Genomic DNA, 25198 nt, shown 5'->3' on the forward strand with positions numbered 1-25198 from the left:
GTTTGCATCAAAACATGCATTATAGAAAGACCCACACCTGTATAAACAAAAGCCCGGCTGCCGTTTTGCCCTGGCTGCCGCCATGGGTCACTTTATTATAGCAAAGGGGTGTCACTATGGAAATTACGCTTCGGGAGGCCAGCGAAAACTATCTGGAAACCATTCTCCGTTTAGAGGACGAAAACCGCAGTGTCCGCTCTATTGATGTGGCCACTGCCATGGAGGTTTCCCGTCCCAGTGTCAACAAGGCCATCGGCGTACTCAAAAAGGCTGAGATGGTTGAGCAGCAGCCTTATGGCCGCATTATACTTACAGAAAAAGGCCGCTGCAAAGCTATGGAGGTTACCCACCGCCACAAGCTGCTGAAGGGCTTTTTGATCAACATCCTCAAGGTGGAGGAGCCAACCGCGGATAACGAAGCCTGCCGTATGGAGCACGTAATCAGCGACGATACCTTAAACAAGCTTGCCAAATTTGTGGAAAGCCTTTCTTCTGCGGAAGAAAAATAAAGGTTGGCAGAAAGCCTCTGCATTTTTGGCCCCGATGGTCTGAACTCTGTTTGCAACCCAACATTTATAAGTTTTGTATAGGCTGTTTTCAGGCAGGCGATTGTAGCACACATCGCCTGCCTTTGTTTTGTAGGCAATGCAATTTTGGTGTATCTTTCCCGGCTTGGATGGCAAGGATACCTTAATTCTGTCGAAAGGTGGAGGTGAACTGAATATGGACATTCGGGAGCCTTTTGCCCTTCCCCCCGATGTAAAAATGGTGCTGGATACCCTGGAAGCGGCAGGCTTTGAGGCCTTTATCGTGGGTGGCTGTGTGCGGGATCGGCTTTTGGGTAAAAGCCCTCACGACTGGGATATCTGCACCAATGCCCAGCCGGGAGAGATCATTGCCTGTTTCGGTAAAAACCGGATTATCCCCACCGGAATCACCCATGGCACCGTAACCCTTATCGCACCCGAAATGCCTCTCGAAATTACCACCTACCGTGTGGATGGCCGCTATCTGGATTCCCGCCACCCTGAGCAGGTGAATTTTACCGGCCTCCTGCAGGAAGACCTTGCCCGGCGGGATTTTACAGTCAACGCCATGGCCTATAGCCCAACTCGGGGCCTGATTGACCTGTTCGGCGGCCGGGAGGACTTGGCTCATGGCATTCTGCGCACAGTGGGCAGTCCAAAGGAACGCTTTGAAGAAGATGCCCTGCGCATTCTGCGTTTGTTCCGCTTTGAGGCAAAGCTGGATTTTACCCCGGAGCCGGAAACGCTGGCAGGAGCCATAATCTGCCGGGATGGGCTTTCTCACATTTCATGGGAGCGCAAGGCGGCGGAGCTTTCCGCTATTTTGCTCTCTCCCTACCCCCGCAAGGGTTTGGAGAGAATGATTGAAACCGGCGCCATGGAGTTTGTTCTACCCGAATGGGCTCCCTGCCGGGGCTTTGACCAGCGCAACCACCACCACAGCCTGCTTTTGGACGAGCATATTCTGAAAACGGTGGAATGCTCCCCTTGCAGTCTGGTGGAACGCCTTTGTATGCTGTGCCACGATTTGGGCAAGCCTCAGTCTTTCACCACTTCACAGGATGGTGAAGGCCATTTCTACGGTCACGCCGAAATTGGTGAAGAAATCACCCGCACAGCGCTCACCCGCCTGCGCTACCCCACCGCTTTGGTGGAACGTGTGGCCCGATTGGTGGGACTGCATTCCATTACGCTGGAGCCCAACCCCCGCCAGCTTCGGCGGCTGCTTTCCAAGCTGGGTGAGGAGGGGGTGCATCAGCTTCTGGAGGTGCAGAAGGCCGATACCATGGCAAAGGCTCCCCGGTATATTCAGCCCCGCCTAAAGGTGCTGGCAGCCGCTCAGCGGACGCTGGAGGAGATTATTGCGGCCAAGCACTGTATTTCCCTCTCTGACCTGAAAGTGGATGGAAACCGCCTTATGGCCGCTCTGGGGCTCCCCCCCGGACCGGAGATCGGCAAGCTCTTGCAGGCCCTGCTGGCACAGGTTCTGGAAGACCCCTCTATGAACGAGGAACAGGTTCTGCTGGAAACCGCCAAAAGGCTCAAGGGCGACGACTAAGCCCATCGCTTTACCTATAAAACAGCAAAAAGCCCGGAGCAAGGAATCAACCTTGCTCCGGGCTTTTTCAGCAGAGATACTCCGCCTTACTTACATATGGTAAACATCTTCTGCATGCAGAAGCTTGATGCCTTTTTCCTCAAGAACCCGGACACTGCCGTCGATATCCTCGGTGCGCAGAATCACAAAGGCCTCCCGATCGGTGCGGCTGATAAAGGCATACATATATTCAATGGAGATTTCGGCATCGGACATAACCTGAACAGCCTTTGAAAATGCGCCGGGCTGATCGGGGATGCCCACCGCAATAACATCGGTGAGAGAAACGGTCATGCCCGCTTCCTTCAAAGCCTTGATGGCATCGTCCGGGCGATCCACAATCACCCGCAAAATGCCAAAATCGCTGGTATCAGCAATGGATAAGGCGCGGATGTCGATGCCCGCTTTGCCTATAATATCCGTAATCTGAGCCAGCCTGCCCAACTTATTTTCTACAAAAACTGAAATCTGTTTGATAATCACGGGGTTGACCTCCTTTTATTATGAGCGTTAACCGCTCTATGGTTTTTACTGCGCCAAACTCAAAGCTTGCGGTTATCGGTTACCCTCTTTGCCTTGCCCTCACTGCGGGAGATGGTTTTTGGCTCCACCAGCTTGACCGTTGCGGCCAGCCCCAGCGTGGAAAGCAGTGCCGATTTGATTTTCTTTTCAATGTATTCCAGCGAGCGAACGGTATCCGAGAACATTTCCGCTCCCAGCTCCACCTGCACCTCAAGGGTATCCAGATTGTCGATGCGATCCACCACCAAATGATAGTTGGGTGTGGCCAGATTCAGTTCCAGCAGCACACTTTCAATCTGGGAGGGGAACACATTCACACCACGGATAATGAGCATATCATCGGTACGTCCGCAGGGTTTGCTCATTTTGATCAGCGTGCGCCCGCAGGAGCAGGGCTGGCGGCTCAGGCTGGCAATATCCCGGGTGCGGTACCGCAGAAGAGGCAGAGCCTCCTTGGCAATGCAGGTAAAGACCAGCTCTCCCTGCTCACCATCCGGCAAAACCTCGCCGGTTTCAGGGTTGATGATTTCGGGGATGAATTTATCTTCGTTGATGTGCATGCCGGTTTGCTCACAGCATTCAAAGCTGACACCCGGCCCCATAATCTCCGAAAGACCGTAAATATCATAGGCCTTGATGCAAAGCTGCTCTTCAATTTCTTTGCGCATTTCCTCTGTCCACGGCTCTGCACCGAAAATACCGGCCCGCAGAGGCAGGGACGCCGGATCAATGCCCTTTTCCCGGAGGGTTTCCGCAATAAACAGCGCATAGGAGGGGGTACAGCACAGAATGTTGGAGCCAAAATCCTGTATAATATCAATCTGCCGCTTTGTGTTGCCGGAAGAACAGGGAATGGCGGTGGCTCCCAGCCGCTCCACACCGTAGTGGAGGCCCAAGCCCCCGGTAAAGAGCCCGTAGCCATAGGCTACATGAACAAAGTCGCTTTTGGTTGCCCCTGCCGCTACCAGTGCCCGGGCGGCATCCTCTGCCCAATCGTCAATATCCCGCTGGGTATAGCCGACCACGGTCTGCTTGCCGGTGGTGCCGCTGGAAGCGTGAACACGCACCAGCTGATCCCGGGGAACCGCAAAAAGGCCGAAGGGATAGGTATCCCGGAAATCCTGCTTGACGGTAAAAGGCAGCTTGGAAAGATCATCCACCGATTGGATATCCCCGATGGAAAGACCCATCTCATCCAGCTTTTTCCGGTAAAAGGGAACATTGGTATAGCAGCGGGCCACGGTCTCCCGCAAACGCCAGGATTGCAGCTCCCGCAGCTTTTCACGGCTGGCGCACTCAATTTCCTCGTTGAAATAATGGGGCACTGGTATCAACTCCTTATCCTATACGGAATCTTCTTAAACTATTATACTATTCGTTATGGATGCTCATAGCCAAGAACAAAGGCCCGCTTGTTCATCTCCAAGAACTTTGGCGGCACCACCTTGGTCAAGGCTTTTTCCCACACCTCTTTGGGGTAGGGAAGCTGTTTGGCCAAAGCACCCATCAGAACCACGTTCACTGCCTTGGCATTGCCTGCCTCGGCCGCAACGGCAAGGCCATCCATAGCCAGAAGCTTTACCCCAGCGGCTGTGAGCTCCTCCAGCAGGTTTTGGGGATACTGAGCACTGCCTATGATCACCGGCATCGGGTCAATCTTCTGATCGTTGACCACAATGGTTCCGCCCTTTTTGAGGAAGGGCAGATACCGCACCGCCTCCAGCAGTTCAAAGGCCACCATCACATCGGCTTCGCCTGCATCAATCAAAGGGGAATAAACCTTTTCCCCGTATTTTACATAGGTGACCACCGAGCCGCCCCGCTGGCTCATACCATGAACCTCCGAGACCTTTACATCGTAGCCCTGATCGCAAACCACCTCACCCAGTAGCTTGCTGGCCAAAAGGGTGCCCTGCCCGCCTACACCTACAATCAATATACTGGTTACATCCTTGCTCATTGCTTATTCCTCCCCTTTGATGGCCCCAAAACGGCAAAGGGACACGCACTGCCCGCAGCCGACGCATTGATTGGCATCGATGGAAGCCTTTTTATCATACAGGCTGATGGCCGGGCAGCCGATTTGGAAGCAGGCTTTACAGCCGGTGCAGGCCTCCCGGTTAATGGAGAGGGCTGGCTTATGCACAACGTTTTTCAGCAAAGCGCAAGGCCGCCGGGAAATAATCACAGAGGGCTCCTCTGCGGCCATTTCCTCCTTGATGGCTTCCACACACTCGCTCATATAATAGGGGTCAACCACCCGCACCCGGCCGATGCCCACTGCCTTGGCCAGCGCCTCCAAATCCACCTTGGAGGTGGGGTCTCCCGATAGGGTCAGGCCGGTGGTGGGATTTTGCTGATGGCCGGTCATGCCGGTGATGGAATTATCCAGAATAATGGTGACAGTATTGCCGCCGTTATAGGCCACGTTAATCAGCCCGGTAACGCCAGAATGCATAAAGGTGGAATCCCCGATAACCGCCACAGCCGCCTTGCCGTTTTCTTTGCCCACCGCTTTGCTGTAGCCATGAGCGCCGGGAATGGAGGCTCCCATGCAGACACAGGAATCTATAGCGGCAAGGGGTGCGCCTGCACCCAGTGTATAGCAGCCGATATCGCCGCTGACAAAGGCCTTGTTCTTTTTCAGGGCATAGAAAATCCCCCGATGCGGGCAGCCTGCACACATAACCGGCGGGCGGCCGGGTACCGGGACATCCAACTGAGCGAAATCATTCTTTTGATTCAACAGTTTTTCCCGGATGATGCTTTGGGAAAGCTCTCCGCAAAAGGAAAAGAGCTCCTTGCCAATTACCGGAATGCCGTACTTCTTGCAGTGGGTCTCGATGAAATCATCCAGCTCTTCCACCACATACAGGGTATCCACCTGAGCGGCAAACTCCTCAATCAAGCGAACCGGCAGAGGATACACCATCCCCAGCTTGAGATAGCTGGCATTTTCCCCCAGTGCCTCCCGGGCATACTGGTAGGAAATACCGGAGGTGATCACACCGATTTTTTTGCTGTGGTATTCCACCCGGTTGAGGGGGGAAGTTTCGGCATATTCGGTGAGGCGGCGGGTGCGCTCCTCCACCACCACGTGGCGGGGGCGGGCCATAGCCGGCATCATAACGTATTTTTGCGGGTCTTTTTTGTAGGGAATCAGTTCCTTTTCCTGCCGCTCCTGCACATTGCAGAGGCTACGGGAATGGGATACCCGGGTGGTCAGCCGAAGCAGCACCGGGGTATCAAACTCCTCGGAAAGCGCATAAGCCAGCTTGGTGTATTCAAGACACTCCTGAGAATCCGCCGGCTCCAGCATGGGAACCTTGGAAGCCTTGGCGTGGTTGCGGCTATCCTGTTCGTTTTGGGAGGAATGCATTCCCGGATCATCGGCCACGGCGATTACCAGCCCGCCGTTTACACCGGTATAGGAAACGGTATAAAGGGGATCGGCGGCCACATTCAGCCCCACATGCTTCATAGCGGAAAAGGCTCTTGCCCCGCCCAGCGAAGCCCCGATGGAGGTTTCCAGCGCAACCTTTTCGTTGGGTGCCCATTCGCTGTAAAGCTCCTTATAGCCTACGGCATATTCTGTAATTTCTGTGCTGGGTGTGCCGGGATAGCTGGATACAACCCGAACTCCAGCCTCATACAAGCCCCGTGCCACCGCCTGATTGCCTAATAACAGCTCACTCATCTTCTATGTAACCTCCAGTTGCTTACCTGAAAATCTCAGATTTTACCCCTTAAATCCACAATCCGTTTGGCCTTGCCCTCAAACCGTTCCAGTGTTTTGGGCTGTGCCAGTGAAACCTTTACATCCAGCTGCAAAACCGTTTTCAGCTGGAACCGGACGGTTTCACGAAGCTGCTCCAGCTCCTTGTAGCGTTCCAGCAGGTCTCCGTTGGTAACCTCCACCACAACCTCCAGATTATCCAGATGGTTTTCACGGCGGATAACCAGCTGATAGTGCGGCCCGATATTGGGCACAGAAATCAGCACGCTTTCAATCTGGGAGGGGAACACATTGACCCCCTTAATAATCATCATATCATCGCTGCGGCCCTTGACCTTATCCATACGCACATGAGTACGCCCACAAGCGCAGGGCTCGTAATTGAGGCGGGTGATATCCTTGGTGCGGTAGCGGATCATGGGGAAGCCTTCCTTGGTCAGAGTGGTGACCAGCAGCTCTCCATCCTCGCCGGGTGCCTTGGGTGCCAGCGTTTCGCTATCCACAATTTCGGGCAGGAAGTGATCCTCTGCAAAATGCAGGCCGCAGTGGCACAGGCACTCACCTGATACACCGGGGCCGTTCAGCTCGGTCAGGCCATAGTTATCGGTGCACATAAGGCCAAAGTTTTCGGCTATCACGCTGCGCATTTCATTGGAACAGCCCTCGCTGCCAAAAAGCCCGGTACGCAGCCTAAGCTTATCCCGCAGGCCTCTTTCCCGAACCAGCTCGCTCATATACAGAGCATAAGAAGGGGTGGAAACCAAGGCAGTGGCACCGAAATCCTCCATCAGCATCAGCTGACGCTGGGTGTTGCCTGAGGAAGCCGGAACAATGGCAGCACCGATCTTTTCCAAACCGTAATGAAGCCCCAAAGCACCGGTAAACAGGCCATAACCGAAGGAAATCTGCACAATATCCTCCTCTGTAATGCCCACCGCCACACAGATACGGGCCACCTGATCAGCCCAGTTCTCCAAGTCCTGCCGGGTATAGCCCACCACAATGGGCTTGCCGGTGGTGCCACTGGAGGCATGCATCCGCACGATGTTCTTCATAGGCTTTCCGAAAAGGCCATAGGGGTAGGTATCCCGGAGATCATTTTTGGTGGTCACCGGCAGATACTGCACATCGGAAAGGCTCTTGATCTTATCCGCAGTCACCTTCATTTCAGCCAGCTTTTTGTGGTAGAAGGGTACATTCCGATCGGCATAATCCACTACCCATTTCAGCCGTTCCAGTTGAAGGGCATCCAGCTTAGCCCGGGGCATCGTTTCAATATCTTTTTGCCAAAACATAGTTTCCACCCATCCTGTTCTTTAATTTCAGAACCGCTTGTTGCAGTTCACACCCATCCCCTGGATACTCATAGACAAATGAAACGGTGCCCCGCTTCATTTAGACAGGCTTTGCCTGTCTTGCCGATTCTCCGGCATATGAGTATGAAGAACGAATACGCCGCTTACAGCGGCGTACGGCAAAAATGCCGTACATACCAAACAGTAAATCAGTTTGGTATGTATTCTACTATAAAATTATGCAGCCCATACAAAATCGTTCTGCCTCTGTGCTGAACCCGGAGCTCTCACAAGGAGAAAAAGCTCCGGGCCTACAGAAATCATATAACCTGTATAAGTTTACTATAAAAATATTATAAAAGCAAGGGAAAGGCAGAGTGAATGACTAAGTCAAAGGTCTCTCTTAACGCGATTGACCAAGCCTGCCAACTATGCTATTCTGTGATTAAATATGTACTGTTGGAGGTAATGAAAATGCCTATGGAGTTTAAATATGAAAGCAACCGAATTTTTTTGCCTGGCCCCGATGGTGAGTCGATTGCCTATGTGACCTTCCCCCATGTAAAGGAAGGTGTGGTGGACTTGGACCATACCTTTGTAGACCCTTCTCTGCGAGGGCAGGGTGTGGCGGATCTTCTGATGCAGGCTGCTGTCAAACACATTCAGTCTCAGGGCCTGCGGATACGCCCCACTTGCCCCTATGCAAGAAAGTGGTTCGCAGCCCATGCCAGATACGCCCAGCTGCTGGAAGGGTAATCGTCCCAGCAGCGATTTTCAGATACTGAAAGAATATTGCTTGCACCAATTGGATGTACAATGCCGCTGAGGTATAAATAAGCAAAGCTCCTGTAGGCGATTTGCCTAGAGGAGCTTTGTTTATTGTTTAACCCAGACCTTTGCTATTTTTTCTTCTTTGCAGCAGGTATCTGGCCGCTTTCATATTCATTCATCAGCTTAACCACAAGGCCGCTCAAGACAAGCAAAGCCACAAGGTTAGGCAAAACCATAAAGCCATTAAAAAGATCGGCGAAATCCCAAACCAAGGGAACATCAAGGCCGCAGCCCAGCGCAACCAAAACGGATACCAAGATGGAGTAGACCCGAACGGCGCCCTTGCTCTTAAAAAGGTACTTTACATTGGCAAGACCAAAATAATACCAGCCCACAATGGTTGCAAAGGCAAAGAAAAGGGTGCAGATCGCAATAATCACAGCACCGCCATGACCAAATACAGCAGAGTAGGCATTTTGAGTCAACTCAATACCTGTAATATTGTGGTCACCGGTCAAGACGCCGGTAGTGAGAATAACCAACACAGTGAAAGGCAGCAGCACGATAGTATCAATAAATACACCCATCATGGCAACAAGGCCCTGACGACCGGGGTGATCCACCTTGGCCACAGCATGAGCATGGGGGGTTGAGCCCATACCGGCCTCATGAGTGAACAGACCACGTGCAATACCATACCGAACAGCCTGCTTAATGGTCACACCCAGCGCACCGCCCATAATAGCGTTGGGAGCAAAAGCACCCACAAAGATCTGCTGAAAAGAAGGAATGATCATCTTGTAGTTAACACCAATAACAATAACCGAAGCACCTACAAAAAACAGTGCCATTAGAGGAACAATCTTTTCCGCAACCGATACAATGCGCTGTACGCCGCCTAAGAAGACCAAAAGCGCCAAAAGACCAATCATAGTCCCTGTTACCAGCGGAGGAATATTAAAAGCAACCTGCACAGCCGCAGCCGCTGAGTTAGCTTGTACCATATTTCCCATAAAACCAAGGGCCAAAATCAACAATATAGCAAATATATTGGCAAGAATCTTCCCAAACTTACTGTCGTGAAAGGCAGCTCTTATGTAATAGGCCGGCCCCCCTACAACCTCACCATCGGCAGTTGTAGTCTTGAATTTTTGGGCAAGTATAGTCTCAGCGTAGATAGTGGCCATACCTAAAAATGCACTGACCCACATCCAGAAAACAGAACCCGGCCCGCCCAGCACCATGGCCGTTGCAACACCAGCCAAGTTACCGGTACCGATTTGGGCTGCTACCGCTGTAGCCAAAGACTGAAAAGAGGTCATTCCCTCTTTATCCGCTTTTTTCCCGAAAAAAGTAACCGACCCGAAGGTCTCTTTAAAGCTTTCTTTAAATTTACGCACCTGAACAAACTTCAGACGGATGGTAAAGTAAATACCTATTCCGCATAGAGCAAAAATTAAAACATAATCCCACATTAAATCTTTTACTGCAATTAACAAATCGATCAGACCCTGCACGCACATTCCTCCCTCAATTTTCTGACAACACAAATTTAATTATAGCGGACATCTGTATTTTAGTCAACTACAAGGCAGATAGTTCGTGAAAAATATATCTATCCTGCGGTTATTCTTATGGATGCCATCTTCTATCATAAGAATAACCAGTATATTACCTCCAGCAGAACGAGAGAAATACAAAAAAGGCCTATCAAAAGACAGACCTTTTATAGTATGGAGCTGTTAACGCGATTCGAACGCGTGACCTCATCCTTACCAAGGATGTGCTCTGCCGACTGAGCTATAACAGCATATTTACAAAAGATGGCAGGGGTAGAAGGATTTGAACCCTCGGCACGCGGTTTTGGAGACCGCTGCTCTACCAACTGAGCTATACCCCTCCATACATGGTGGGCCATCAGGGACTCGAACCCCGGACCGACCGGTTATGAGCCGGTTGCTCTAACCAACTGAGCTAATGGCCCGAATCGCCTTATATTGTGCGCCGTTCCGTATGTAAAACAGCGCACATTTCGATCGGTGGCTCCCCAAGTTGGACTCGAACCAACGACCCTGCGGTTAACAGCCGCATGCTCTACCAACTGAGCTATTGAGGAATATAAACAGAAAGATAAAGCAAACGCTTTATCTCCCTGTAATTTGTGCCGACATCTACTTATCTTCCCAGGACGTCACCATCCAAGTATTTTCAGCACAAGTGAGCTTAACTTCCGTGTTCGGAATGGGAACGGGTGGAACCTCACCGTCATCAACGCCGACTTTCAGGGATATACCCTAAAAACTGAACAATGGAAAAAGAAGGGAATGGAAGCGGCCAAACAAAGCAAGCAACACACTTGCAAGGTCAAGCCCTCGACCGATTAGTACCCACAAGCTTAACGCATCGCTGCGCTTACACATTGGGCCTATCACCTTGTAGTCTACAAGGGGTCTTACCTGATTAACTCAGTGGGATATCTTATCTTAAGGTCGGCTTCACGCTTAGATGCCTTCAGCGTTTATCCGTTCCGCACATAGCTGCCCAGCTGTGCCACTGGCGTGACAACTGGTGCACCAGAGGTGCGTCCATCCCGGTCCTCTCGTACTAGGGAAAGCTCCTTTCAAATATCCTGCGCCCACGACAGATAGGGACCGAACTGTCTCACGACGTTCTGAACCCAGCTCGCGTACCGCTTTAATTGGCGAACAGCCAAACCCTTGGGACCGAATACAGCCCCAGGATGCGATGAGCCGACATCGAGGTGCCAAACCTCCCCGACGATGTGGACTCTTGGGGGAGATCAGCCTGTTATCCCCAGGGTAGCTTTTATCCGTTGAGCGATGGCATTTCCACTAACAAACCACCGGATCACTAACTCCAACTTTCGTTACTGCTCGACCCGTCGGTCTCGCAGTTAGGCTGGCTTATGCGTTTACACTCTAATGCACGGTTTCCGTCCGTACTGAGCCAACCTTTGAACGCCTCCGTTACTCTTTTGGAGGCGACCGCCCCAGTCAAACTGCCCACCTGACAATGTCCCCCAGCCAGATTCATGGCTGCAGGTTAGAATTTCAGCATTCCAAGAGTGGTATCCCAAAGGCAACTCCACAAAGACTGGCGTCCTTGCTTCATAGTTTCCCACCTATTCTGTACATGAAATACCGAAATCCAATATCAGGCTACAGTAAAGCTCCATGGGGTCTTTCCGTCTTGTCGCGGGTAACCGGCATCTTCACCGGTACTACAATTTCGCCGGGTGCGCTGTTGAGACAGTGTCCAGATCGTTACGCCATTCGTGCGGGTCAGAACTTACCTGACAAGGAATTTCGCTACCTTAGGACCGTTATAGTTACGGCCGCCGTTTACTGGGGCTTCAATTCAGAGCTTGCACTCCTCCTCTTAACCTTCCAGCACCGGGCAGGCGTCAGCCCGTATACTTCATCTTTCGATTTAGCACAGACCTGTGTTTTTGCTAAACAGTCGCCTGGACCTATTCTCTGCGGCTCAGTTTCCTGAGCACCCCTTCTCCCGAAGTTACGGGGTCAACTTGCCGAGTTCCTTAACAACGCTTCTCCCGTTGGCCTTAGAATTCTCTTCCTACCTACCTGTGTCGGTTTGCGGTACGGGCGTCTATGATATCCCGCAGAGCTTTTCTCGCCTGATTCCACATGTGCTTCCCTACTAATTTTCGGTCCCTTACGCCCGGGGCAACCAACGCCCGGGTCACACGCTTTCTCAGTGTCCCTCTGCTTAAATCATTCGACGGCTACGGAATTTCTACCGTATGTGCATCGGCTACGCTTTTCAGCCTCACCTTAGCTCCCGGCTAACTTGGAGCGGACGAACCTTCCTCCAAAATCCTTAGGTTTTCGGCCATTATGATTCTCACATAATTCTCGCTACTCATTCCGGCATTCTCACTTGTATGAAGTCCACATGCGCTTCCGCTCATGCTTCACCCCGCATACAACGCTCCCCTACCACTCATCCTAAATGGATGAATCCCAAGCTTCGGTATGTCATTTAGCCCCGTTAAATTTTCGGCGCAGGGTCACTCGACCAGTGAGCTATTACGCACTCTTTAAATGTATGGCTGCTTCTAAGCCAACATCCTGGTTGTTTATGCAACCCCACATCCTTTTCCACTCAATGACATTTCGGGACCTTAGCTGTGGGTCTGGGCTTTTTCCCTTTCGACTATGAAACTTATCTCACATAGTCTGACTGCTGTATATGATTATCTGGCATTCAGAGTTTGATAGGGTTCGGTAACCTTTCGGCCCCTAGCCCATTCAGTGCTTTACCTCCAGTAATCTCAATTACAGCGCTAGTCCTAAAACTATTTCGGGGAGAACCAGCTATCTCCGGGTTCGATTGGAATTTCTCCGCTATCCACACCTCATCCACCACCTTTTCAACGGGGGTTGGTTCGGTCCTCCATGACGTTTTACCGTCACTTCAACCTGGACATGGATAGGTCACCCGGTTTCGGGCCCTATGCATGCAACTCCTTCGCCCTATTCAGACTCGGTTTCCCTTCGGCTCCGGACCATAAGTCCTTAACCTTGCTGCATACATACGCTCGCCGGACCGTTCTACAAAAAGTACCCTATCACACATTGACGTGCTCTAGGTGCTTGTAAGCACAGGGTTTCAGGTTCTATTTCACTCCCCTCCCGGGGTTCTTTTCACCTTTCCTTCACAGTACTATACGCTATCGGTCACTGGGGAGTATTTAGGCTTGGAGGGTGGTCCCCCCGACTTCCCACGAGATTTCTCGTGTCCCGCGGTACTCTGGATACTGATAGCTGCTCTCATCTTTCGCTTACGCGACTCTCACGCTCTATGGTATGACTTCCCATTCACTTCTGCTAGACGATTGCAATGCCGTATTCAGTCCATAACCCCAGAGACATTGCTGCCTCTGGTTTAGCCTTCTCCGCGTTCGCTCGCCACTACTTGCGGAATCTCGGTTGATTTCTTTTCCTCGCCCTACTTAGATGTTTCAGTTCAGGCGGTTCCCCTCATACACCTATGAATTCAGTGTATGATGACAGTGCTTTACCACTGCCGGATCGCTCCATTCAGAAATCCATGGATCAAGGCCTATTTGCGGCTCCCCATGGCTTATCGCAGCTTATCGCGTCTTTCTTCGGCTCCCAGTGCCAAGGCATTCACCCTGCGCTCTTTGTAGCTTGACCTTATGTGTTCTTGCTTTGTTCTTCGGCTTCTTTGTAGTAATTTACCCAAACTATACAGTTTCCTGCATAGATTAAATCTTTACTTAAACCTTCTTTTCCATTGTTCAATTTTCAAGGTACATCCGGATTCTCAAAGAATCCATTGGTGGGCTCAAGTGGACTCGAACCACCGACCTCACGCTTATCAGGCGTGCGCTCTAACCACCTGAGCTATGAGCCCATGTAGAACGGTTAGAGTCGGGGCTTCCTCTACTTGTCTCCTGACCCGAAGGTCATGGTGGAGATGAGGAGGATCGAACTCCTGACCCCCTGCTTGCAGGGCAGGTGCTCTCCCAGCTGAGCTACACCCCCATATGGGAGACTTGTAGGCTCGCTTCCCTCTCTTACCCTTTTGAAAGTACTAAAAGTACCTTCAAAATCGAACAACATTAGTGTTTTTGCCAAAACTCAACGAAAGCAATTCTTTTAAAACTCTCATCTATTCTGGTAACAGCTCTTACCTGACCGGATACTACAAAACTTTACGTTTTGTTAGCTCCTTAGAAAGGAGGTGATCCAGCCGCACCTTCCGATACGGCTACCTTGTTACGACTTCACCCCAATCATCAATCCCACCTTCGGCAGCGCCCTCCTTGCGGTTAGGCTACTGACTTCGGGTGTTACCGACTCTCATGGTGTGACGGGCGGTGTGTACAAGGCCCGGGAACGTATTCACCGCGGCGTGCTGATCCGCGATTACTAGCAATTCCGACTTCATGCAGGCGAGTTGCAGCCTACAATCCGAACTGGGACAATTTTTGGGGATTTGCTCCACCTCGCGGTATTGCTTCCCTCTGTTAATTGCCATTGTATTACGTGTGTAGCCCAGGTCATAAAGGGCATGATGATTTGACGTCATCCCCACCTTCCTCCGTTTTGTCAACGGCAGTCCCATTAGAGTGCTCTTGCGTAGCAACTAATAGTAAGGGTTGCGCTCGTTGCGGGACTTAACCCAACATCTCACGACACGAGCTGACGACAACCATGCACCACCTGTATCCACGCCCCGAAGGGCATTCCCTATCTCTAGGGTACTCGTGGTATGTCAAGACCTGGTAAGGTTCTTCGCGTTGCTTCGAATTAAACCACATAATCCACTGCTTGTGCGGGCCCCCGTCAATTCCTTTGAGTTTCAACCTTGCGGCCGTACTCCCCAGGTGGATTACTTATTGTGTTAACTCCGGCACGGAAGGGGTCAGTCCCCCCACACCTAGTAATCATCGTTTACAGCATGGACTACCAGGGTATCTAATCCTGTTTGCTCCCCATGCTTTCGAGCCTCAGCGTCAGTAAAAGCCCAGTAGGCCGCCTTCGCCACTGGTGTTCCTCCTAATATCTACGCATTTCACCGCTACACTAGGAATTCCGCCTACCTCTACTTCACTCAAGAGACCCAGTTTTGGATGCAGCCCCGCAGTTAAGCTGCGGTATTTCACATCCAACTTGAGTCCCCGCCTGCGCTCCCTTTACACCCAGTAATTCCGGATAACGCTTGCCACCTACGTATTACCGCGGCTGCTGGCACGTAGTTAGCCGTGGCTTCCTCACAGAGTACCGTCATTATCGTCCTCTGCAACAGAGCTTTACAATCCGAAGACCGTCTTCACTCACGCGGCGTCGCTGCATCAGGGTTTCCCCCATTGTGCAATATCCCCCACTGCTGCCTCCCGTAGGAGTCTGGGCCGTGTCTCAGTCCCAATGTGGCCGTTCAACCTCTCAGTCCGGCTACCGATCGTCGCCATGGTGAGCCATTACCTCACCATCTAGCTAATCGGACGCGAGCCCATCAAGAAGCGGATTACTCCTTTCATACCATGAAGATGCCTTCTCGGTATTATATGCGGTATTACCGTCCGTTTCCAGACGTTATTCCCCACTTCTCGGCAGGTTGCTCACGTGTTACTCACCCGTCCGCCACTAAGCCAGCCGGAGTGCAAGCACTCCAAAAGGCTTCGTTCGACTTGCATGTGTTAGGCGCGCCGCCAGCGTTCATCCTGAGCCAGGATCAAACTCTTAATTAATTGGTATATTTAAACTCGCATTACTGCAAGTCCAATATCACTTTCAATCAAGCTTTGTCACCCTTTGCTCTCAAACTTACTAGCGTTCGTTCGTTCGCTTTAGGTTTTTCTTAAAAGAATTTTCTAAGGGCTGTTTCTTTCTTATCAAAACAGCTAATGTTGTTCAATTTTCAAGGTGCTTTCTTTTCTCGCCGCCGTCGCTCTCGCTCGAGACAGCTTAGTTATAATACCATGCCACTCCCTTTATGTCAACACCTTTTTAAAGAAAAATCGTAATTTTTCCAATTTCTTTTTCCCGGCTACAAAATGCGTCTTAAATCCCTACGAAAAACCGCATAATAAAAGGAAACAGCACTTATCCCCTCAAAGAGGTTCGAAATGCTGTTTCTTCTTCAGAAACGATTTTCAGGGCTTTACGCCTGCTCAATGGACACACTGCCGGAGGAAATATCCACCTTTAATCTATGGTAAGGGCCCTCACCTACCTGTGCTGACAGATCGGTTCCCACATGGCGGCTGCTGTTATGAGCGGGGAAATAGGTGGCAATTCTACCTGAACTAGCCTCACCGGTGAAATCCAAGCTTGGTTCGCCCGCTAGTTTAAGAATGCACCGGCCAGACTGAGCGTCTACCGAGACATCCCCTGTAATGTTCATACGTTGAATATCCACGCTGCCTGAACTGAGCTGGATACGCCCTCCACCAGTCAAACCATCCATTTTAACTCGACCGGAGCTAAGATCAATGGAAAAAGTCTCACTGAAAACCGGTGCCATAGCTATATTTCCCGATGAAAGCTCTACCCGCAGCTTTTTAACTGTAAGAGGAAGAGCTGAAACCACCTTGCCGGAACTTAAATCCAGATCAAGACTTTCAAGATTCATTTCATCGTGGATTTCCACCGTTCCGGAACTGAGATCAACCGCCAGCCTGCCGCTATACTGCCGAGGAAGATAAATCTCAATCTGGCTGTCTCTGGGCAGAACATTAAAGAAATCGGAATAATCGGGGCGGGAAATCCGGAGGGTTTTCTGAGATTGGCGAAGCTTTACAGCCTGCGAACGGTCTAAACCCCTTCCATAATGAATCACTCGAAGCTGCGGATCATCAGTTACATAAATATCCACACGGTCGGAGGAGAAATCGGCTACAACCAGATCGATACCCTCCATCTCCTGGCTTAGGTCTGTTAAAAGCTGGGATTCGCCTCGTTGGTATGTGATATTTTCCCGCCAGCTTCCCTCTCCAAGCATAGCCGTGAACGCACCTCCTCCTAGGATAAAAAAAAGCAATGTACCCGTTAAAAAAAGCCCAACCACCGACCAGAGCACAATCTGGGCTATCAGAAGTCGTTTCAATTTGTTACCTCCTTCTGTATTCAAAGACCAGCTTGATAATCCGATTCACCACACCGGCAATGAGAAAAACGATCCAGCCCGGGCTCCAAAGGAAAAAGAAAAAGCCCAGAACGAGATAGACAATGACAGTCAGCGACCAAACCACAGACTGTATGGAACGGATCAGAGATTTTTCTCCCTGCTTTTCTACCTGCCATTCTTTGAATTCTTCTACCATAGTTGCATCCCGCTTCACATATTTGGGCCGGGAAAGAGCATTGTAGATCAGGAGCCCGGTGGCAAAAGCCCACAAAGCAAACATGGGCAGGAAGATCAGGTTGTTCAAATTTAGATAATCGCCGATCATGGGAAAGATCAGGCTTATAATGTATATTCCTACAGCAACAGCTATAAGGAGAGCCGATTTTTTCTGCTGCGCTTCGGCTTTGGTATAATCAAAAGCCACATCAGGTTCTTCAAGGCCGCTGATCAGCTCCTCTACATCGCCGATTCCAGCCAGAACAATGCTCATGGCAATCTCATCTTCTTTTCCCTGCTCCAACAGATCCCGGTAGCGTTCTTCCATATTGGTGATCAGCTCTTCTTTCAGGTCAAAGGCTTTTTTAGTTTTGGGTGCATCTTTGAAAAGGTATTCTACATGGCTTCGAATTTTCTCATTCATACATACAGGCTCCTTTATATCATATAGTATCGGCAAGAGTATTCTTCGCTCTATTATATACTCAATAATAGCTTCAAAACTCTTATGCAATTTTGAAGCCGCAGGCTTTGTCCACAAACACGCATGGCGTGCAGATGAATATAAAGTGGGTATAAACAGCCTATGGCGGTTAACAGCAGCTATAGCAGCCGGTCAAGGATGGCTTTCGCTTCCTCCCAATCCTGCTTATTTTTATGATAAGCGGCCCGGCCTGCACTGGTAATGGTATAGTATCGGCGGCGGGCACCGGTTTCTTGATCACCCCAATAAGAAATAATCATTTCATTTTGCTCAAGCCGGCGAAAGGCACTGTATAAAGTGGCTTCCTTGATTTCGTACTGACTGTCTGTTTTTTGCTGAACCGATTTATTGATCTCGTAACCATAACTATCCCCTTCAAGAAGATGTGCCAGAATAATGGTTTCAGTGTGTCCTCGAATCATATCGGAGGTCAACGACACTGCTTTTGCTCCTCTCCGCCGTGGTTTTGGTGGCTTTTCACCAGGATTGACTACTGCTATTATATTCAAATATACTTCGCCTGTCAATGTATATTTAATTTTTATATACTATTCTTAGCTAAATATATTGGCATGCAGGCAATATTCTGTGTTGACAAAGGCATATGAGTTCTATAAAATAATATTAAAGGCTGTATTTGACAAATAAAGCATCGATTTGTGACCAGTTGGTTTTATAGATACAAAGCATATTTAAGATAACCGTTATGTGGGTTTTACCTGCTTTATACACGGTAATATGACTGTAAGACTTCGCCTATTTAAGTGCACATTTGATAACCGATAAACGGGTCTTTATGTGTTTAATTTATATCCAAGGCAGAGCCTTTGTTAACAGCTTCATGCTATGGGTATTGTTTGTTTAAGGGAGCAGGTGCATAACCATATAATAAAGAATGCATCAGGCTCTACAAAATTACGAATCTGCACTTGCAAAACTAGTGAGTGGCTTTGGCCGGATACAGGATTGTTTCTTCTTGTGAATGCAGGCTCTGAGAAAGGCAGCCCTTATTATGCGTTACATCTCAGCTAAAAATCTTAAAGTCGGTATGATTGTGGCCAGCCCTCTTTATGGTAAGAATTTTCACTACCTGATCAGTGAAAACACCTCTTTAACCGAAGAGCGCATCACGCGCATTCAAAGTATGGGCTATCCCGGAGTATACATACAGGATTCTATCTCCAGAGAGGTGGAGGTTCAGGAGCTGATTCCGCAGGAACGGCGCATGGCTATGGTGCAATCCGCCAAGCAAATTCTCTTGCAGGCGGAAGGCGGCCATTTTTTAAATGTAAAAAACCGCCTGACCGACGCTCAGCAAGCCACTTTGGTTTCGCCTGTAATCGATGCAGTCATTAAACACCGTGATGGCATTTCAGACTGGATTGACTTAAAGCCTCACGAGGATTACCCCTATTATCATGCGGTCAACACCACGTTGCTTTCGGCGCTGATCGGCATTGATCTGGGCCTTTCGGGCCCACAGCTTTTTGAACTTTGTCTAGCGGCTCTGCTCCACGATGTGGGGAATATGTTTATACCCAAAAACATTCTATCAAAGCCGGACCGGCTGACAGCAGCAGAATATGCTATTGTAAAAGAGCATGCAGAAAAAGGCTTTCAGTTCTTGCAGGATCAGATGGGCCTGCCCATTGCCTCCTGTATGGGTGCACTGCATCACCATGAATGCTATGACGGCAGCGGCTACCCTTACGGATTGAGTAAGGAGCGCATCTCCATTTATGGCAAAATCATTGCGGTTACCGATAATTACGATGCCATGGTCTCCCAACGCCCCCATCGGGCTCCACTATTCCCCTCGCAGGCGTTGGCTGTGATTGATGAAGGCAGCGGTAAGCTCTATGACCCTGGGGTGGTGGAAAGCCTTCACCGCAAAATCGCTCTGTACCCTGCAGGCACCTGCCTGCAGCTCAGCACCGGCATGCAGGGTATTGTTTATTCCAACAACCCTGAACATCCCGATAAACCCAAGGTGAAACTTCTCAATTCTTCTCCGGCTGCACCGGTTTTTCTGGATTTTGCCAAAGACCCTGTGCAAAACATTAAAATAACACGAATCATTCCTTTATAGTTGAGTCAAAACCTCCGGCTAAGCCGGAGGCTTGAATAAGCCCTAGAAGGGCACAATACAGACAGTACCCCTAAAGGGGTCCCGAAAGATCTGCCATCCGCATTGCTTTCTCGGGCAACCCCTAAAGGGGTACGTTTTTATGCCTTGGTGTTCTTGCTACCCGTAAACGGGTCAGTGTACTCCTTGAGACTCATCTGATCGGATAGCTCATCTTCCTCCAATTGCTTTTTGATATACTCCTGTATCTGCTTTTTATTCCGCCCTACTGTATCCACATAATACCCTCTTGCCCAGAAATGCCTATTTCCATATTTGTACTTCAAATTTGCATGACGGTCGAATATCATTAAGCTGCTCTTCCCTTTTAGATACCCCATTATCTGCGATACACTAAACTTTGGTGGTATACTGATTAGCATATGGATGTGATCTGGGCATGCGTTCGCTTCTATAATTTCTACCCCTTTTTGATCACACAATTTCCTTAGGATAAACCCTATGTCTGCTTTAATTTCCCGATATATTACTTGTCTCCTGTATTTTGGTGCAAATACTACGTGGTATTGACATCTCCACTTGGTATGTTCTAAACTGTTTATGTCTTTCATTTAAAGACCTCCTCGATTTTTTAGTTAGGTTGGCAGACCTTAACTTTTAATATATCGGGGAGCTTTTTTCTTGTCCATACCTATAAGGTCTTTCTCCACCGGCAAAGCCGGTGGTTCTTAAGCAATAGAAATAAAAACAGACCGCAGGAGGCAAAAAGCTTCCTGCGGTTATTTTATGGGACATATGATTGCCCTTGAGGCTATTCTACGGGCCGGTACCTGCCACCCTACAGGCTAACATCCCTTTTCTTCCCCACTAATTTAAAAATACACAGCATCCCAATGCCAAACACCACTCTAGAAGAATTCGTGCGGAACAGTAATCACTTTCTGCCCTCCAACATTTTGAGAGCTGTGGTGAAGTGTGCAAACGGTCATATACTGCAGCAGTATAGTCTATGTGAAGATGAAGAGTTTTGTCGATAAGCCGGACACAGCAAGAGCTGCCCCTTTGGAAAGGGACAGCTCCAAATATGCCACTCTGAGAGAAAAGGATGAGTTCTTTTAACCAGTTGGGTGGTTCTGCAATAATTTCGCTTAGTCTTCTTCCGGCAGTTTCAGGGCAACGTGCAGCTCGTCCAGATTCTTGCTTTCCACTGGTGCAGGGCAGCCGGTCATCAGTTCACTGGAATTTTGCACTTTGGGGAAGGCCATAACATCACGGATAGAAGATTTACCCAGCAGCAGCATAACCAGCCGGTCAAGGCCGAAGGCCATTCCGCCGTGAGGCGGCACACCATACTGGAAGGCCTCTAGAAGGAACCCGAAGCGCTCCTTTGCCACCTGCTCCGAAAGGCCAAGGGCTGCAAACATCCGGCTTTGCAGCTCGGGGTTGTTGATTCGAATTGAACCGCCGCCAACCTCACAGCCATTGAGCACCATATCATAGGCTCTGGCCCGCACATTGCCGGGATCGCTTTCCAGTTTATCCAAATCCTCCAGCTTAGGGGAAGTAAAGGGATGATGTTTGGCCGCATAGCGGTTTTCCTCCGGATCGTACTCAAAGAGAGGGAAATCCACCACCCACAAAAGATCGAAGCTGTTTTCAGGAATCAGACCCAACTTATCCGCCAGATGGCAGCGCAGAGCGCCAATGCTGTTTTGCACCACCTCAGTGTTTTTATCCGCCACCACCAACAGAACATCTCCGGGCTGGCAGTCGGTGCGCTGATGAATAGCCTGTACCTCTTCCGGGGTCAGAAACTTTTCAAAGGAAGAACTGGGTTCTTCGGTCATACGGGTAAAGGCAAGGCCACCGGCCCCGTAGGTTCTGACCACCTCGGTCAGCTTATCCACTTCCTTACGGGTCAGGGTATCGGCAGCACCCTTCACATTAATGGCACGCACACTGCCGCCTGCGGCAATCACCCCAGCAAACACCTTGAATTCACAGCTTGTGAGCAGATCGGTCAGGTTGATCAGCTCCAGCCCAAAGCGGGTATCCGGCTTATCGGAGCCGTAGCGATCCATCGCTTCACTGTAAGGCAGGCGCTTAAAGGGCAGGGTGATATCCATATTTAGAACCTTCTTGAAAACCTGCGCCATAAAGCCTTCGTTGACCGACATGACATCCTCTTCATCCACAAAGGACATTTCCAGATCGATCTGGGTAAACTCCGGCTGGCGATCCGCCCGGAGATCCTCATCCCGGAAGCAACGGGCCACCTGCATATATCGATCATAGCCCGCCACCATCAGCAATTGCTTATAAAGCTGGGGAGACTGCGGCAGCGCAAAGAATTTGCCGGGCTGCACCCGGGAGGGAACCAGATAATCACGTGCACCTTCGGGGGTGGATTTGATCATGATGGGAGTTTCAATTTCCAGAAAATCATTCTGATCGTAGTAATCCCGGGCTTCTTTCACAATCTTATGCCGTAGGATCAGGGAATTCTGCATCTCACTGCGGCGCAAATCCAAATAGCGGTAACGCAGGCGCAGTTCTTCCTTTACATTGGTCTCATCGGTGATTTCGAAAGGAGGGGTCTCCGCCTTGGAAAGAATGCGCAAATCCTCCACAAACAGCTCGATAGCACCGGTAGGGAGCTCCGGGTTTTTGGAGGAACGCTCCCGAATTACACCTTTTGCCATGAGCACATATTCACTGCGCACACTGGCTGCCTTTTTCCGCAGGATTTCGGGGGTGCCATCATCAAAAATCAGCTGTAAAATGCCGCTTCGATCCCGGAGATCGATAAAGACAAGGCTGCCTTTATCCCGAATTTTCTGCACAAAGCCCGCCGCTACGACGGTTTTACCCACATCGCTTTCTCTCAGCCGCCCGCAATAATGGGTACGTTTCAATCCCTGCATAGTATCCATATACTTTATTCTCCCTTTTCTCCGCTTAAATTGGATGCGATTCTTTCCACAATTCCTTCCACTGTCAAAGCAGTGGCACTGCTTTCCCCGGTGGACATTTCCTTAATCTGTGCCGAACCCTCCGTCAGCTCATTATCCCCCAAAATGCAGGAAAAACGTGCGCCCAGCTTATCGGCGTATTTCATCTGCGCCTTAACGCTCCGGCCCATAATATCGCACTGAACCGGCAAGCCGGCCCGCCGAAGCTGCGCCGTCAGCTCCAAAGCAAAGCGCTCCGCTTTTTCACCGATGCTCCCAATATACAGAAGGGGCGCCTTAGGCCCGGGCAAAGGAACGCCCGCTGCCTCCATTACCATAATAATACGCTCAAGCCCCATTCCAAAGCCAAGAGCCGGGGTGGCCGGCCCACCCATTTCGGATACAAGACCATCGTAGCGGCCGCCGCCGCAGACCGTTCCCTGTGCGCCGATGGTATCGGTGATAAACTCAAAAACAGTTTTTGTATAATAATCCAGACCCCGAACAATTTTAGGGTTGATGCTGTAAGGCAAGCCCATGCTTTCAAGGCGAACCTTCAGGCCATCAAAGTGATCACTGCATTCCTCGCATAGGTGATCGAGAATCAGCGGGGCATCCTTGGCAATCGCCTGACAGCCTTCTTCCTTGCAGTCCAGCAAGCGCAGAGGGTTGCGCTCCAAGCGATCCTTGCAGGTTTCGCAAAGCTGTTCCCGATAGGCACCGAAATATTCCCGCAGCTTTTGGTTATAGCCCGGGCGGCACTTGGGGCAGCCGATGGAATTGATGTGGAGGGAAACTCCGCCAATGCCCAGCTCCTCCAAAACCTGCGCCGCCAGATGAATGACCTCTGCATCCGCCGAAGGGGAAGCCGCCCCGAAATATTCGGCACCGAACTGGTGGAACTCCCGCAGTCGGCCAGCTTGCGGCCGCTCGTGGCGGAAACAGCTGACCAGATAGCAGAGCTTGAGGGGGAGGGCCCCGCCCAGCAGGCCGTTTTCCATGACAGCCCGCACCGTTCCGGCGGTTCCCTCGGGGCGCAGGGTAATGGATTCCTTGCCTTTATCAAAAGTATACATTTCCTTTTGCACCACATCGGTGGTTTCACCTACCGAACGAGTGAACAGCTCGGTTTTTTCAATGGTGGGAACCCGAATCTCCTCAATGCCAAAGCGGCGGGCTACTTCCAGCGCCTTGCTTTCCACATACTGCCACTTGGCGGAATCCGGCGGGAATACATCCCGGGTGCCCCGGATCGACTGTATTTTCTGTGCCATATATAAAACCCTTCCTTTCAGGAAACTATCAATGCAATATTTACTCTCCGCTGGAAATCAGCAGGAGAACACAATGACATTTCTTTGACCGCTCTCTTTCTGAGAGGTAAAACGAATCAAGTGGTTTTTCTTTGCCTACTTTCTTTTTTTCAAAAAGAGAGTAGGGGTCCCCGCCGGAGGCCGGAGGCGATAAATGCGTGTGAATATGGTTTTTCTTTGCCTACTTTCTTTTTTTCAAAAAGAGAGTAGGGTTCCCAGCCGGAAGCCGGAGGCGATAAATGCGTGTGAATATGGTTTTTCTTTGCCTACTTTCTTTTTTTCAAAAAGAAAGTAGGCCCTCGTCCCAACGCCAAAAAGCGCATAAGGGACGAGGGCCGAAGGCTCCACGCGTTGCCACCCTTGTTGCTCTGCCCTCAAAGGCAAAACCACTTAAGCCCTTTAACGCAGGAAGTACGGATGCTATGCATCGGCTAGGCGGATGTCTTTCCCTGAACCGGCGGGCTACGGATTTTCAGCTTGCCTCCGCTCTCTGTAAGCCTTGGTCAGGTACTCTTTCTGCCTTTATGCGCCTTTACTAAATGTATAATCAAATTAAAATACAACAGCACTTTGCTTTAATAAGCGCCGCTGCTGCCTGTATTCACAATATCACGCCAATCAAGGTCACCACGCTCAAGAGCATGGATCAAAGCCTCACCGGTTGCAATGTTGGTAGCTACCGGAATATTGCGCACATCACAAATATGCAGCAAATTGTTGGAATCCGGTTCGGCTCCATTGCGGGTAATGGGATCCCGGAAAAACAGGAGCAGATCAATTTCATTGCAGGCAATGCGGGAAGCAATCTGCTGTGCTCCGCCTTGATGCCCGCTGAGAAACTTCACAATCTCCAGCCCAGTGGCCTCGGATACCAGCTTGCCGGTGGTTCCGGTGGCGCAAAGATTATGCCGGCTCAGAATTCCGCAATAAGCGATGCAGAACTGAACCATCAGCTCCTTTTTGGCATCGTGTGCGATCAACGCCACATTCATAGTAAAATCTCCTTCACATGGGGGGAAGGCTTCCCCACTTCTTTATAGCCCAACAAAGGGGCTGCTTA

Annotated in this window: 17 protein-coding genes, 6 tRNA genes and 3 rRNA genes; 4 read left to right on the forward strand and 22 right to left on the reverse strand. The window is 50.3% G+C overall.

Annotation, left to right across the window (positions count from 1 at the left end):
* The first annotated feature begins 116 nt into the window (after positions 1-116).
* Together U6B65_06350 and U6B65_06355 are read left to right on the forward strand one after the other, a co-directional pair.
* On the forward strand, positions 117-509 hold the full coding sequence (locus tag U6B65_06350) for a metal-dependent transcriptional regulator (GenBank protein ID WRS28750.1): 393 nt from the start codon (positions 117-119) through the stop codon (positions 507-509).
* Positions 510-723: 214 nt separating this feature from the next.
* On the forward strand, positions 724-2085 hold the full coding sequence (locus U6B65_06355) for a CCA tRNA nucleotidyltransferase (GenBank protein WRS28751.1): 1362 nt from the start codon (positions 724-726) through the stop codon (positions 2083-2085).
* Positions 2086-2175: 90 nt separating this feature from the next.
* On the opposite strand, the gene U6B65_06360 is transcribed toward U6B65_06355, so the two are convergent.
* Genes U6B65_06360 through U6B65_06380 form a run of 5 tightly spaced genes read right to left on the reverse strand, consistent with a single transcriptional unit; the run spans position 2176 to position 7677 of the window.
* A complete protein-coding gene (locus tag U6B65_06360; GenBank protein WRS28752.1) occupies positions 2176-2607 on the reverse strand; it encodes an ACT domain-containing protein in 432 nt (143 codons plus the stop codon).
* A 59-nt stretch (positions 2608-2666) separates the two neighbouring features.
* Positions 2667-3971 carry a phenylacetate--CoA ligase gene (locus tag U6B65_06365; GenBank protein ID WRS28753.1) on the reverse strand — a complete coding sequence of 435 codons (1305 nt, stop codon included), beginning with the start codon at positions 3969-3971 and terminating at the stop codon, positions 2667-2669.
* A gap of 53 nt (positions 3972-4024) precedes the next feature.
* The gene (locus U6B65_06370; protein ID WRS28754.1) at positions 4025-4606 is read right to left on the reverse strand and encodes an indolepyruvate oxidoreductase subunit beta; all 582 of its coding nucleotides are present in this window, start codon (positions 4604-4606) and stop codon (positions 4025-4027) included.
* 3 nt (positions 4607-4609) lie between these two features.
* Entirely contained in the window at positions 4610-6343 is a 1734-nt protein-coding gene (gene iorA, locus U6B65_06375; GenBank protein WRS28755.1) for an indolepyruvate ferredoxin oxidoreductase subunit alpha, read from the reverse strand.
* A gap of 35 nt (positions 6344-6378) precedes the next feature.
* Positions 6379-7677, reverse strand: coding sequence for a phenylacetate--CoA ligase (locus tag U6B65_06380; protein WRS28756.1), 1299 nt, complete (start codon positions 7675-7677; stop codon positions 6379-6381).
* Positions 7678-8151: 474 nt separating this feature from the next.
* Here U6B65_06380 and U6B65_06385 point away from each other — a divergent pair, with 474 nt between their 5' ends.
* Positions 8152-8433: a GNAT family N-acetyltransferase gene (locus tag U6B65_06385; GenBank protein WRS28757.1), complete on the forward strand. Its 282-nt coding sequence runs from the start codon at positions 8152-8154 to the stop codon at positions 8431-8433.
* Positions 8434-8576: 143 nt separating this feature from the next.
* Here U6B65_06385 and U6B65_06390 read toward each other — a convergent pair whose 3' ends face one another.
* The 13 genes from U6B65_06390 to U6B65_06450 all read right to left on the reverse strand — a co-directional run bounded on the left by U6B65_06390 (position 8577) and on the right by U6B65_06450 (position 18228).
* A complete protein-coding gene (locus U6B65_06390; GenBank protein WRS28919.1) occupies positions 8577-9953 on the reverse strand; it encodes a sodium:alanine symporter family protein in 1377 nt (458 codons plus the stop codon).
* Between the two features lie 229 nt (positions 9954-10182).
* A tRNA-Thr gene (locus U6B65_06395) sits at positions 10183-10258 on the reverse strand.
* A 14-nt stretch (positions 10259-10272) separates the two neighbouring features.
* Positions 10273-10348: transfer RNA gene (locus U6B65_06400), tRNA-Trp, on the reverse strand.
* A 7-nt stretch (positions 10349-10355) separates the two neighbouring features.
* Positions 10356-10432, reverse strand: a tRNA-Ile gene (locus U6B65_06405).
* A 56-nt stretch (positions 10433-10488) separates the two neighbouring features.
* Positions 10489-10564, reverse strand: a tRNA-Asn gene (locus tag U6B65_06410).
* A 46-nt stretch (positions 10565-10610) separates the two neighbouring features.
* Positions 10611-10727 (reverse strand): 5S ribosomal RNA (gene rrf / locus U6B65_06415).
* A gap of 81 nt (positions 10728-10808) precedes the next feature.
* Positions 10809-13649, reverse strand: a 23S ribosomal RNA gene (locus U6B65_06420).
* Positions 13650-13792: 143 nt separating this feature from the next.
* Positions 13793-13869: transfer RNA gene (locus U6B65_06425), tRNA-Ile, on the reverse strand.
* 55 nt (positions 13870-13924) lie between these two features.
* Positions 13925-14000, reverse strand: a tRNA-Ala gene (locus tag U6B65_06430).
* A gap of 192 nt (positions 14001-14192) precedes the next feature.
* A 16S ribosomal RNA gene (locus U6B65_06435) occupies positions 14193-15709 on the reverse strand.
* The 16S, 23S and 5S rRNA genes sit together here with 6 tRNA genes alongside, the layout of an rRNA operon.
* A gap of 413 nt (positions 15710-16122) precedes the next feature.
* The gene (locus U6B65_06440) at positions 16123-17067 is read right to left on the reverse strand and encodes a DUF4097 family beta strand repeat-containing protein (protein ID WRS28758.1); all 945 of its coding nucleotides are present in this window, start codon (positions 17065-17067) and stop codon (positions 16123-16125) included.
* Between the two features lie 4 nt (positions 17068-17071).
* Entirely contained in the window at positions 17072-17728 is a 657-nt protein-coding gene (locus U6B65_06445; GenBank protein WRS28759.1) for a permease prefix domain 1-containing protein, read from the reverse strand.
* Positions 17729-17907: 179 nt separating this feature from the next.
* Positions 17908-18228: a PadR family transcriptional regulator gene (locus tag U6B65_06450; protein ID WRS28760.1), complete on the reverse strand. Its 321-nt coding sequence runs from the start codon at positions 18226-18228 to the stop codon at positions 17908-17910.
* 572 nt (positions 18229-18800) lie between these two features.
* Between U6B65_06450 and U6B65_06455 the strand changes: the two genes are divergently transcribed.
* Positions 18801-19877, forward strand: coding sequence for an HD-GYP domain-containing protein (locus U6B65_06455; GenBank protein WRS28761.1), 1077 nt, complete (start codon positions 18801-18803; stop codon positions 19875-19877).
* Positions 19878-20014: 137 nt separating this feature from the next.
* Here U6B65_06455 and tnpA read toward each other — a convergent pair whose 3' ends face one another.
* The 4 genes from tnpA to U6B65_06475 form a co-directional block, all read right to left on the reverse strand.
* On the reverse strand, positions 20015-20485 hold the full coding sequence (gene tnpA / locus U6B65_06460) for an IS200/IS605 family transposase (protein WRS28762.1): 471 nt from the start codon (positions 20483-20485) through the stop codon (positions 20015-20017).
* 537 nt (positions 20486-21022) lie between these two features.
* Complete coding sequence (aspS, locus tag U6B65_06465; GenBank protein ID WRS28763.1) at positions 21023-22807, reverse strand: aspartate--tRNA ligase; 1785 nt, start codon at positions 22805-22807, stop codon at positions 21023-21025.
* Between the two features lie 5 nt (positions 22808-22812).
* A complete protein-coding gene (gene hisS / locus U6B65_06470; GenBank protein WRS28764.1) occupies positions 22813-24099 on the reverse strand; it encodes a histidine--tRNA ligase in 1287 nt (428 codons plus the stop codon).
* A gap of 614 nt (positions 24100-24713) precedes the next feature.
* Positions 24714-25130, reverse strand: a complete 417-nt coding sequence (locus U6B65_06475; GenBank protein ID WRS28765.1) for a methylglyoxal synthase — start codon at positions 25128-25130, stop codon at positions 24714-24716.
* Positions 25131-25198 lie beyond the last annotated feature (68 nt).

The sequence above is a fragment of the Oscillospiraceae bacterium MB08-C2-2 genome, assembly GCA_035621215.1.
In the GTDB taxonomy this organism is placed as follows: Bacteria; Bacillota; Clostridia; order Oscillospirales; family Ruminococcaceae; genus WRAV01.